Origin of the sequence: Devosia sp. Root413D1 (genome assembly GCF_001425235.1) — a bacterium.
In the GTDB taxonomy this organism is placed as follows: Bacteria; Pseudomonadota; Alphaproteobacteria; order Rhizobiales; family Devosiaceae; genus Devosia_A.
Genome location: NZ_LMEA01000008.1, coordinates 723,176 through 733,612, shown reverse-complemented (window position 1 = coordinate 733,612; position 10,437 = coordinate 723,176). Strand labels below are relative to the sequence as shown.

At 66.3% G+C, this 10,437-nt stretch carries 11 protein-coding genes; 3 read left to right on the top strand and 8 right to left on the bottom strand.

The window, feature by feature from the left end; translation table 11 throughout:
* Nucleotides 1–205 precede the first annotated feature (205 nt).
* Together ASC89_RS12065 and ASC89_RS12060 are read right to left on the bottom strand one after the other, a co-directional pair.
* The gene (locus tag ASC89_RS12065; protein WP_156384587.1) at nt 206–481 is read right to left on the bottom strand and encodes a hypothetical protein; all 276 of its coding nucleotides are present in this window, start codon (nt 479–481) and stop codon (nt 206–208) included.
* Nucleotides 482–576: 95 nt separating this feature from the next.
* The gene (locus ASC89_RS12060) at nt 577–792 is read right to left on the bottom strand and encodes a hypothetical protein (RefSeq protein WP_055997931.1); all 216 of its coding nucleotides are present in this window, start codon (nt 790–792) and stop codon (nt 577–579) included.
* On the opposite strand from ASC89_RS12060, the gene ASC89_RS12055 reads away from it, so the two are divergent.
* Both ASC89_RS12055 and ASC89_RS12050 read left to right on the top strand, forming a co-directional pair.
* Complete coding sequence (locus ASC89_RS12055; RefSeq protein WP_055997928.1) at nt 791–1,750, top strand: nucleoside hydrolase; 960 nt, start codon at nt 791–793, stop codon at nt 1,748–1,750. The genes ASC89_RS12060 and ASC89_RS12055 overlap by 2 nt on opposite strands.
* Nucleotides 1,750–2,037, top strand: a complete 288-nt coding sequence (locus tag ASC89_RS12050) for an antibiotic biosynthesis monooxygenase family protein (RefSeq protein ID WP_055878815.1) — start codon at nt 1,750–1,752, stop codon at nt 2,035–2,037. The genes ASC89_RS12055 and ASC89_RS12050 overlap by 1 nt, the downstream gene beginning before the upstream one ends.
* Nucleotides 2,038–2,045: 8 nt before the next feature.
* On the opposite strand, the gene ASC89_RS12045 is transcribed toward ASC89_RS12050, so the two are convergent.
* From ASC89_RS12045 to recJ, 3 genes are all read right to left on the bottom strand, one after another.
* Entirely contained in the window at nt 2,046–2,837 is a 792-nt protein-coding gene (locus ASC89_RS12045) for a class I SAM-dependent methyltransferase (RefSeq protein WP_055997925.1), read from the bottom strand.
* A gap of 95 nt (nt 2,838–2,932) precedes the next feature.
* Entirely contained in the window at nt 2,933–4,168 is a 1,236-nt protein-coding gene (locus ASC89_RS12040) for a cyclopropane-fatty-acyl-phospholipid synthase family protein (protein WP_082528080.1), read from the bottom strand.
* Nucleotides 4,169–4,341: 173 nt separating this feature from the next.
* Nucleotides 4,342–6,138 (bottom strand): single-stranded-DNA-specific exonuclease RecJ, encoded by a 1,797-nt coding sequence (recJ, locus tag ASC89_RS12035; protein ID WP_055997922.1) that lies wholly within the window; start codon nt 6,136–6,138, stop codon nt 4,342–4,344.
* A gap of 190 nt (nt 6,139–6,328) precedes the next feature.
* Here recJ and ASC89_RS12030 point away from each other — a divergent pair, with 190 nt between their 5' ends.
* Nucleotides 6,329–7,279, top strand: a complete 951-nt coding sequence (locus tag ASC89_RS12030) for a TIM44-like domain-containing protein (RefSeq protein ID WP_082533318.1) — start codon at nt 6,329–6,331, stop codon at nt 7,277–7,279.
* A gap of 53 nt (nt 7,280–7,332) precedes the next feature.
* Here ASC89_RS12030 and ASC89_RS12025 read toward each other — a convergent pair whose 3' ends face one another.
* The 3 genes from ASC89_RS12025 to ASC89_RS12015 all read right to left on the bottom strand — a co-directional run bounded on the left by ASC89_RS12025 (nt 7,333) and on the right by ASC89_RS12015 (nt 10,265).
* The gene (locus tag ASC89_RS12025) at nt 7,333–7,713 is read right to left on the bottom strand and encodes a DUF1801 domain-containing protein (RefSeq protein ID WP_055997918.1); all 381 of its coding nucleotides are present in this window, start codon (nt 7,711–7,713) and stop codon (nt 7,333–7,335) included.
* Between the two features lie 50 nt (nt 7,714–7,763).
* Nucleotides 7,764–8,744, bottom strand: coding sequence for a class II fructose-bisphosphatase (gene glpX / locus ASC89_RS12020; RefSeq protein WP_055878826.1), 981 nt, complete (start codon nt 8,742–8,744; stop codon nt 7,764–7,766).
* Between the two features lie 180 nt (nt 8,745–8,924).
* On the bottom strand, nt 8,925–10,265 hold the full coding sequence (locus ASC89_RS12015) for a homoserine dehydrogenase (RefSeq protein WP_055998071.1): 1,341 nt from the start codon (nt 10,263–10,265) through the stop codon (nt 8,925–8,927).
* Nucleotides 10,266–10,437: the final 172 nt, after the last annotated feature.

Sequence of the window (10,437 nt, the reverse complement as noted above, 5' to 3'; positions counted from 1 at the left end):
CACTTACCAATCCTACTCAGCAAAAGCCGCCAGAACCGCCCCCTCAGGGCTACGCCTGCGGCCCAAACCACCAGCCCTCGCCAACTGCGCAACAGTCCCCAGAGGGGAGAGGGGGCGATGGGCTCACCGGCCGTGCCACACACGTCCCCTCTCCCCTCTGGGGAGAGGGTTTAGGGTGAGGGGTAGCCAAGCGCTCTAGACAGGCTTAACTCGCCACCCGATACGGGCTGAAGGTCCGGCCGTTATCCGAGAGGCTCGACCAGACGACCCAGTAGCGGCCCTGCTCGTCGGGAACCAGCACTTCGGCCTCGCGACCGCTATGGGCCTGGAACCGGGCCAGCGACTGGGCTTCGAGGGCGGCGTTGGAGCGGGAGGGGAACGGGCCGTGCGCCTTGCCCTCGAAATCGACCCACCAGTTATCGCGGCTCTGGATCACGAGGTAGAGCGCCTTGGCCATCGAGAGGTCACCCCTGCTGTTCACGGAACCGTTATCACCGATTCCGCTGGCGTTCTGCCATCTGGAATGAGTTTCGCACAAGTGCGTCGTCGGGACGAGAGCACTAGGCGCCGGATATTTTATGCAAAGATGCGCCCAAATTTCACGAATGCAAGCTTAGGGGCGCGCGAGACCTTGTCCTCGAACGCGCCGAACACTTGGCGCTCGTAACTAACGAGCGCGGGCTGAGCCGCAACTGCCCACGGCCTTACATGATGAGGCAGAGCTGCCAGAGTATTGGGCAGCGTGGTGGCGAGACTGGCGCGGCGGGCGCGGGCATGCATGATGGCGGGCATGCAAACACTCAAAGTCATCTACGATACCGACCCGGGCGTCGACGACGCCATGGCCCTGCTGCTCCTCGCCCGCCACAAGCGGATTGAGCTTATTGGCGTCACCACCGTGTTCGGCAATGCCGACATCGCGACGACGACGCGCAACGCCCTGTATCTGAAGCAGAAACTCGGTTTCTCCGCGCCGGTGGCCGGGGGTGCGGGCGCACCGCTGGTGGGCGAGCCGGATGCGCCACCGACCTTCGTCCACGGCATGAACGGGCTGGGCGATATCGACCTGCCTGATATCACCGCCGCCGCCGATCCACGCCCGGCGCATCAGCTGATCATCGACCTGGTGAAGGCCGATCCGGGCGAGGTCACCATCATCGCCGTGGGACGGATGACCAATCTCGAGCGCGCCATGCGCGAGGCGCCGGAGATCGTCGGGCTGGTCAGGCAGATCGTGGTGATGGGCGGCGCCTTCGGCCGCAACGGCCATACCGGCAACGTCACCCCGGTGGCCGAGGCCAATATCTGGGGCGATCCGGATGCCGCCGACATCGTGTTCGGTGCGGCGTGGCCCATCGCCATTGCCGGGCTCGACGTGACGCAGGCGACAGTGATGACGGAAACCTACGTGGCCGAGCTCGCAGCCGCCGGCGAGGATGGGGCGTTCGTTCGCGCCATTTCGGCGTTCTACCAGAACTTCCACCGCGAAAGCGCCGGGCTCGACGGCTTCTACGTGCACGATTCGAGCGCCGTGGCGCTGGCGCTGCATCCCGAGTTCTACCAAATGGAGACGGGTGCGATCCGGGTGGTCACCGAGGGCATCGCCATCGGGCAGACCATCATCAAGCCGGATGGACGGAACTATCCGCCCGGCGCGTGGGACGGCCGGCCAAGCCAGCGCATCGCGGTCGGCGTCAACGCGGGTGCGGTACTGAAGTTCTATCGGGATACGCTGGTGGGAAGCGGCTGATGTACGGGCTGATCGGCCGGATCACCACAGCGCCGGGCAAGCGCGACGAGCTCATCGCCATCCTGACGCCGGGCGGCACCATGGCCGGATGCATCAGCTACGTCGTGGCCAAAGCCACTGATGACGCCGATGCCATCTATGTCACCGAGGTCTGGGAAAGCAGCGAAGCACATCGCGCTTCGCTGGCATTGCCGCAGGTAAAGGACGCGATCTCGCGCGGCCGGCTGCTGATCGCCAAGTTCGAGACGATCGCCGCAACCGAGCCGGTCGGCGGTATCGGCATCTGACACTGCCGCTATCGCCGGGCCTTCACCGCCCAGGCCCGCGCAGCGAGGCGGATCGGCCCGTTGCCGAGCCGTTTCGCCAGGCGCTGCCGCAAGGCTTCTCGCGCTTCAGCCGGCAGCTTCGTGCAATAGCCGGGGGCCGGCCCTGCCCCGAGCGTGAACGGGTGCCAGAAGGCCTCGAAGTCGGCGAACTCGGTGTCGATTTCGATGGTCTCGATATCAGGCGCGGCGAGACCGGCATCGCGGCTCAGCGCCGCCAGCCCAGCGTCGGTGCAGAACGGGAAGCGCAACGCTTCATCGAGCGCAGCGGCGTGCGGGTCGATTTCTGCCGCGGCCTTCCAGAACACGTCGATCATTTCCATGCCGCCGCGGGGATAGTCCCAGACGTAGAAGGCCAGCATGCCGCCCGGTTTCAGCACTCGCTGCATCTGGCGCAGCGCCGCCACCCGGTCGGGAAGGAAGTTGAGAACCAGCGCCGCTGCGGCGACATCGACGCTTGCGGTCGCCGGCAACGCCGTGGCGTCGCCAACGATGAAGCTGGCGCGGTCATCGCCGACGGCCCTGCGGGCGTAAGCGACGAAATCCGCTGACGGATCGAGTGCGAGGATCGAGCGCGGGGCCACCCGTTCGAGGATGGCGCCGGTGAGGGCGCCGGTGCCGCAGCCGATGTCGAGCCAATCGGCGCCGCGCGGCGGCTCCAGCCAATCGAGGAAACGCCCGGCCAGTTGCCGGCTCCAGCGCCCCATATACTGCTCGTAGTTGTGGCCGACGCTCCAGGCGTCGAACTCGGTGGACCGGTCCATCTCCATCTCCCTATGGTGACAACGCACCGTAGGGGGAGGTTTTTGAACCGATCCAAGCCGAGCTGTTCAGCTCTGCTTCATCGCGCTTCAGCCATTCAGGCCGGCCGCCGGTACTGGTAGATGCCGACGTCGATCGAGCCTTCGAAGAAGCCCGCTTCGCAATAGCTGAGGTAATACACCCACTTGCGGCGGAATTCCTCGGTGTAGCCGAGCTTCTTGATGTCATTCCAGCGGTCGAGGAAGCGCTCGCGCCAAAGCTTCAGCGTCCTGGCATAGCTCAGCCGGAAGGTCTCGACATTCTCGAGGATGAGCCCGACCTTGTCGCCCTGCTCCTGCATGGCGGTCTTGGTCAGCAGCATGCCGCCGGGGAAGATGAAGCGCTGGATGAAATCCGGACGCGCCCGATAATCGTGGAAATCCTGCTCGCCGATGGTGATCGCCTGGATCGCCGCGGTGCCGCCCGGTTTCAGCCGATCGTGCACGGTCTTGAAGTAGCTCGGCCAGTGCTCTTCGCCAACGGCTTCGATCATTTCGATCGAGGCGACGTGGTCGAAATCGCCGCGGGTATCGCGATAATCTTCGAAATGCATGGTGGCGAGCTGGTCGAGCCCCTGCCGCTCAAGGCGCTCGTTGGCATATTTCAGCTGCTCGGCCGAGAGCGTGATGCCGTAGACTTCGGCGCCGAAGTCCTTGGCAGCGGTTTCGGCAAAGCCGCCCCAACCACAGCCGATCTCCAGCACGCGGTGCCCTGCCTTGACGCCGGCCAGCTCGGCGACGCGGCGGTACTTGGTGTGCTGCGCATCGGTGAGCGACTGCTCGTCGGAGGTGAACAGGGCCGAGGAATAGGTCATCGAAGGGTCGAGCCACTCGGCATAGAAGTCGTTGCCGAGGTCGTAATGCTCGGAGATGTTCTTCTTGGACCCCTCTTTCGAGTTGTGCCGACTCAGGTGGTAGGTGAAGTCCTGGGCGGCCCGGCCGTACCAGGAGTTCTCGCCGCTATCGAGCACGTCACGGTTCTGCAGGAAATAGCGGAACAGCGCCGTCAGGTCCTCGATCTCGACGTCGCCGTCGATATAGGCCTGGGCGAAGCCAACGGTGCCGCGCTGCAGGGTCTTCTGCAACACCTTGAAGTTGTGCAGCGTCAGCTGCGCATGCACCCCGGTCGACGGGTCGCCGAAGGTGCGGGTCTTGCCATTCGGGAAAGTGATGGTGACCGCGCCGTGCTTGGGGCGGCCGATCAGCCGCTTGCCGAGAAAGGCCGCAACGGTCGAGAGCAGATGGGTCCACGGCGTGGGCGACGCTGCCCTCGTTTCAACCGCAAGCTTATCCATGACGCAACATTCCAGACTAAGTCCGCTCCGCCGAGCGGCCAAACCAGCGCCGCCGCGGGGCCGCAAAGACGCGACCGAGCAACGGGGCTCCCCGTGAATTAGGGCAGCACTTTAGTCGTCATAAGTGGATATGCAAGCATGACTTTCAACCCTCAGAGCACCCGCTCGAGCGGCTAGCGACCGCCCGGTCGCGCCGCATCCAGCAGGCGGAACTGCGCTTCTTCGCGGCCTTGCCAATGGTCGATCGACAGCGTCCCCGCCATGTGCAGCGGGGTGTCGTTGCCGGCGCTCAGCAACGCTTCGCCGAGCGCGGTAGTGGCGGCGCGGAAGGCAATGGCCTTGAGTCGCGCGCCATCGTCGGCGGTCAAGGTGAACTTCACATGCCCACCGGCGCCGACGATCTCGGCGAACTTCGCCTTGTGCGCCGGAAAGGCAAACACCGGCTGTGGGTTGCCGGCGCCGAACGGCCCTGCCCGCTCGATCTCATGCACGAATTGCGGGTTGGCGCCACGCGCCGTCATCGCCGCATCGATCTCGAGCGCGGTGAGCGCCCGCGCCGCGCTGACGCTGTTGCCCAGCCGGTCGGTGACGTGGGCACGGAACGGCCCGAGCTGCCCCGGCTTCAGTGTCACGCCAGCCGCCATGGCGTGCCCGCCGCCCTTCACCGCGAGACCCAGCTCTACCGCCTCGATCACGGCGCTACCAAGGTCGACACCCGGCATCGAGCGGCCCGAGCCGGTGCCGGTGCCGTCGGGGGCCAGCGCGATGGCGAAGGTCGGGCGTTCGAAGCGCTCGCGCAGCCGCGCCGCGATCAGACCGACCACGCCGGGGTGCCAGTTGGCCGAGGCCAGCACCAGTACGGGCGGCCCCTCGCCGCCGCCGATCTCGGCCTCGGCGGCGCGCGCCGCCTCCTCCACCGCCTCGACTTCGATGCGCTGGCGCTCCGAGTTCAGTTCGTTGAGCTGCGCCGCGATCATCAGCGCCTGTTGCTCGTCGTCGAGCGACAGCAACCTGGTGCCGAGCGCCGCATCGCCGATGCGGCCGCCGGCATTGATGCGCGGTCCAATCAGGTAACCGAGATGATACGCATTGAGCGGACCGGAAAGCCGCGCCGCCAGCGCCAGGGCACCGATGCCGCGGTTGGAACCGGTGCGCGCCACCTCGAGGCCGCGCGCCACGAATGCGCGGTTCAGCCCCTTCAGCGGCACGACATCGCAGACCGTCGCCAGCGCCACGAGGTCGATCATCGTCATCAGGTTGGGCAGGCCCGTGTCGCCGCGTTGCTTCAGCAGCCGGTTGGTCGCCACCAGCACCATGAAGGTGACGCCGGCCGCGCAGAGGTAGCCGAGGCCGGAGATGTCATCGGGGCGGTTGGGGTTGACCAGTGCATTGGCCCGCGGCAGCTCGGCGTCGGACAAGTGATGGTCGATCACCAGTACGTCGAGGCCACGTTCGCGGGCATGGGCGATCGGGCCATCGCTGGTGGTGCCGCAGTCGAGCGTAATCAGCAGCTTGGCGCCGCCGTCGACCAGCTTGTCGATCGCGGTGGTGTTGGGACCATAACCCTCGAAGATGCGGTCGGGGATATGCACCTGGGGGTCGAGCCCGAAATGCCGGAGGTAGCGGGCCATCAGCGCACAGGAGCAGGCGCCGTCTACGTCATAGTCGCCGAACAGCGCCACCGGCTCGTTGTCGGTGATGGCGCTGGCCAGCCGCTCGGCCAAAGCATCCATGCCGGCGAGCGTCGAGGGGTCGGGCATCAGCTCGCGGATGGTCGGCTGCAGATAGATCTCGGCGGCATCGACGCCGACCCCACGCCCGGCGACGATGCGGGCGAGAATCTCCGAGAGGTTCGTGCGCTGGCCGATGGCCGCGGCAGTCCGCGCTGCCGCCGGATCGAGCCGATCCACCCAGGCGCGGCCCAAGGCGGAATTCGATACGTCGAGGAAGTTGGGGCGCGGCTCGTCCATCACCCCGCGAGGTAAGCAGAAAGCAAGTGATAGTCGAGGGTGCCATGGCGGTTTTCCCGCCGGGATCAGGGCGGCAGCCAAGGGGCCGGACGGCGAACCGATGAAAAACGGACAAGCGGGCGACGAAAGGTCTAGCGCCGGGTGGCAAAGGTCCCCATATCAACCCCAACGTTTTACATGGGGAACCACAATGTTCGCTTCGAAGGGCTTCCGGTTTTCGGCCCTCCTTGCCACTCTGATCATGGCCTTCTCGCTGGTTGCGGTCGATACCGCAGAAGCGCGGCGCGGCGGCAGCTTTGGCAGCCGCGGCATCCGTACCGAGCGGAGCGTGCCGTCTACCCAGGTGTCGCCGAACACCACGGCGCCGGTGCAGAACACGATGACCAACAGCACGACGCGGAATACCGTGGGTAATGCCACGACACCGGCCCGCCCCAGCCTGTTCGGCGGTTTTGGCGGCGCGCTGCTCGGCGGCTTCCTGTTCTCCGGTCTGTTCGGCATGCTGTTCGGGTTCGGCTTCGGCGGTTTCGGCGGCATGCTTGCCCTCTTGGTGCAGGTGGCGATCATCGGCCTTATCGTCAGCTTCTTCCTCAGGCGCCGGCAGCAGCGCCCGGCCATGGCCGGCGGCCCGTTGAACTACGAGGCACAGAACACGGCCCGCACCTATGGCGGCGGCGGTGGCGCTGCGGCTCCGCGCGGCCCGCGCTCGGCAGCTTCGCAGCGTGCCGGCCGGCGCGATGAGGTTGGCATCACCGACCAGGACCTCGGCACTTTCGAGAGCCAGCTCAAGGAGATGCAGGACGCCTACTCGCGCGAGGACTATGCGGCGCTCCGCCGGATCACCACGCCCGAAGTGATGGGCTACCTTGCCGAGGAACTGGGCGAGAACGCCTCCAAGGGCCTGCGCAACGAGGTGTTCGATGTGAACCTTCTCGCCGGCGACGTGGCCGAAGCCTGGCGGGAAGACGGCACCGACTACGCGAGCGTGGCGATGCGCTACGAGAGCCGCGACGTCACCCGTAACCGCGGCACCGGTGAGATCGTCTCCGGCGACGATCGGATCACCGAGACCACCGAGGTCTGGACCTTCCAGCGCCAGAACGGCAGCCGCTGGCTGATCAGCGCCATCCAGGAAGCGTAAGCTTCCGATTACCGAATGCGAGCGGGCCGCCCAGTGGGCGGCCCGTTTTCATTTCAGGGTAACGCCGAAACCAGCGCCACCCACTGCCTGACCACGGCCTCGATGGCCGGCCGCTTGTGCTCGACATCGGCCATCGAGTCGACCCGCAACAGGCGCCGATCCTTGTAGTCGCCCTCGAGCAGCCCGCGCCGATCCTCGATCATCAGGCCTCCCGGGAACACCAGCACCAGTTGCACGAAGCTGCTCTGACGCAGGTTGAACGCCGCCATGTCGTGCGGGCCGAGATAGTAACTGGGCGCATTCCACTTGACCCGCTCACCCAACTCGGGTGCTGCGGACTTGATGGTTGTACGCAGCGCTTCGATTTCGGGCTTCAGCGGATGGTCGAGCGCCGCCATCAGCGCTTCGACCTGCACGTCATCTTTGCTCGCCATAGCGCCCTCCTCGAACGGGCAGAACGCCACAAGCGCTATGCCCAATCAAGCTAGCGGTGATGCTCCGCGGTGATCCAGCGGACCGTCTGGCTCCAGGAGCGCATCACGACGGTATTGGTGCGAACCGTATTCTTGCCGTAGCGCACGCCGCTCAACAGGGTGCCGTCGGTGACGCCGGTAGCGGCGAACAGCACGTCGCCGGAAGCCAGCTCGTCGGTGCGGTATTTCCGGTTCGGATCGGTGATGCCCATTTTCAGCGCGCGGGCGCGCTTCTCATCAGTATCGAGGATCAGCTTGCCCTGCATCTGGCCGCCGATGCAGCGCAGCGCCGCCGCGGCCAGGACCCCCTCAGGGGCGCCGCCGGAGCCGAGATAGATATCGATGCCGGTATCTTCAGTGTTCACCGCGTGGATGATGCCGGCGATGTCGCCGTCCGAGATCAGTTTGATGGCGACGCCGGCGGTGCGCAGGTCATCGATCAGCGCAGCATGGCGGGGTCGATCCAGCACGCAGGCGGTGATCTCGTTCACCGGTACGCCCTTGGCCTTGGCCAGCGCCTTGACGTTGACGGTAGCGCCCGCATCGAGGTCGACGAGGCCCGCGGGGTAGCCGGCGCCGATGGCGATCTTGTGCATGTAGACGTCCGGGGCGTTCAGCAGCCCGCCGCGCTCGGCCATCGCCAGTACGCAGATCGAATCCGGCTGGTTCTTGGCGCACAGCGTCGTGCCTTCGAGCGGATCGACGGCGATATCGACCTCCGGGCCGTCGCCGGCGCCCACTTCCTCACCGATGAACAGCATCGGCGCCTCGTCGCGCTCGCCCTCACCGATGACGATCCGGCCATGGATGTGGACGTTCCCCATCTCGCCGCGCATCGCTTCGACGGCGGCGGCATCGGCCGCCTTCTCGTCGCCCTTGCCGCGCCAGGTGGCGGCGGCGAGCGCCGCCGCTTCGGTGACACGCACCAGTTCGAGGGTGAGCGAACGGTCGATGGCCGCCTGCCGGTCGGTATCGGACTTGCTGAGCTTCATGAACACTCCCTGCCCCGCCGCACGGGGCATTACGTGGCCTATGCGGTCGCCATCCCGAACCGCAACGCCGGGAGGGCTCCCGGACACTTTACCGCTTCGTTGAAGCGGTGAAATGCTCCTGGGCATTGATGTGTCGCGCTTTCGAGGTGGAAAAGTCTGCAACTTTTCCTGAAAGCGCTCCTAGAGTTGCTCGATCCGGATCATCTGCGGATCGCCGACGATGAAGCCGTCGCCCTTGATCGCCTGGAGGGCGTCGCGGACGGTCTGCTCCATGGTGGAGTGCGTGAGCAGCACCACCGTGCGGGACTCGGTCCCCGTCACGCCCGGCTCGCTAACACGCAAATCCGGACGCTGGATGACGCTTTCGAGAGAAATGCCGGCGGCACCCATGCGGGTAGCAATAGCGGCAAACGCGCCGGGCACGTCCCTGACATTTAGTCGGATGTAATAGCCGCCCTCGTGCTCGCGGATCGGGGCGCGCCGATAGGGCGTCAGCTCCGCCACTGGTACGCCGAGCGGCGGCACCCGCGTGCCGCGGGCGATGTCGAGGATATCCGAGAGCACCGAGGACGCCGTCGGCGGGCCGCCGGCGCCCGGGCCGGCGAGCAGCAACTCGTGCACATGGTCGGTTTCGAGCGCCACCGCGTTCAGCACCCCATCGACACCGGCCACCGCCGAGGTCTTGGGCACCAGCGTCGGGTGCACGCGCTGGTCGATGCCGTCGGCCGAGCGCTGGGCGATGCCGAGCAGCTTGATCTTGTAGCCCAGATCGCCGGCCACCTTGATATCAGCCTGGCTGATGCTGGTGATGCCCTCGACGAAAATCTCGTCCGGCGCGATCTCGCAGCCGAAGCAGAGCGAGGCGAGAATAGCGAGCTTGTGCGCGGTGTCGAAACCGTCGACGTCGAAGCTCGGATCGGCCTCGGCATAGCCCAGCTTCTGCGCATCGGCGAGGCACTCGGCGAAGCTGATACCCTCGTTGCCCATGCGGGTCAGGATGTAGTTGCAGGTGCCGTTCATGATGCCATAGACGCGGGCGATGCGGGCCGAGCCGAGGCCCTCGCGCAGCGTCTTGATGACGGGGATGCCGCCGGCCACCGCCGCTTCGAAGCCGAGCTGGGCGCCCGATTCCTCGGCCGCCCTGGCGAGGTTCACACCATGCCGGGCCAGCAGCGCCTTGTTGGCGGTGACCACCGGCCGGCCGATCTCCAGCGCAGCTTTCACGGCGGCCAAAGCCGGCCCGTCCTCGCCGCCGATCAACTCGACGAACAGGTCGATGCTGTCGGATTTTGCCAGCGCCACCGGATCGTCGAACCACTCGAGATTGCTCGCATCGATGCCGCGGTCGCGGCTGCGCGAGCGGGCGCAAACGGCGGTGACGGTGATCTTGCGACCGAGCTTGCGGGTCAGCTCCTCGCCATCCTTCTGGATGATGCGGACCAGCGTCGCGCCGACATTGCCGAGGCCGGCAACGCCGATACGCAGCGGCGCCTCGAGCGCAGCGTCCGCGTGGTCCTGCATCGACTTGAGAATCCGGGTCCGGGTATCCGAGCGCGGCTCGCGCCCTTCCCTGAGGTCGAACACAAATAGCGGGTCGCCGGCGATGGTCCGTCCGAACCGGGTCGGGGTCCAACCGCGCGCCGCAATGAAGGCTTCGACGGATTGGCGGAACGACTGGATATCGGACATAAGA

Coding starts and splice junctions, on each gene's coding strand:
- ASC89_RS12060 (WP_055997931.1), bottom strand. CDS start 792: ATGCCCGCCATCATGCATGCCCGCGCCCGCCGCGCCAGTCTCGCCACC.
- ASC89_RS12045 (WP_055997925.1), bottom strand. CDS start 2,837: ATGGACCGGTCCACCGAGTTCGACGCCTGGAGCGTCGGCCACAACTAC.
- ASC89_RS12030 (WP_082533318.1), top strand. CDS start 6,329: ATGTTCGCTTCGAAGGGCTTCCGGTTTTCGGCCCTCCTTGCCACTCTG.
- recJ (WP_055997922.1), bottom strand. CDS start 6,138: ATGGACGAGCCGCGCCCCAACTTCCTCGACGTATCGAATTCCGCCTTG.
- ASC89_RS12050 (WP_055878815.1), top strand. CDS start 1,750: ATGTACGGGCTGATCGGCCGGATCACCACAGCGCCGGGCAAGCGCGAC.
- glpX (WP_055878826.1), bottom strand. CDS start 8,744: ATGAAGCTCAGCAAGTCCGATACCGACCGGCAGGCGGCCATCGACCGT.
- ASC89_RS12025 (WP_055997918.1), bottom strand. CDS start 7,713: ATGGCGAGCAAAGATGACGTGCAGGTCGAAGCGCTGATGGCGGCGCTC.
- ASC89_RS12055 (WP_055997928.1), top strand. CDS start 791: ATGCAAACACTCAAAGTCATCTACGATACCGACCCGGGCGTCGACGAC.
- ASC89_RS12015 (WP_055998071.1), bottom strand. CDS start 10,265: ATGCAGGACCACGCGGACGCTGCGCTCGAGGCGCCGCTGCGTATCGGC.
- ASC89_RS12040 (WP_082528080.1), bottom strand. CDS start 4,168: ATGGATAAGCTTGCGGTTGAAACGAGGGCAGCGTCGCCCACGCCGTGG.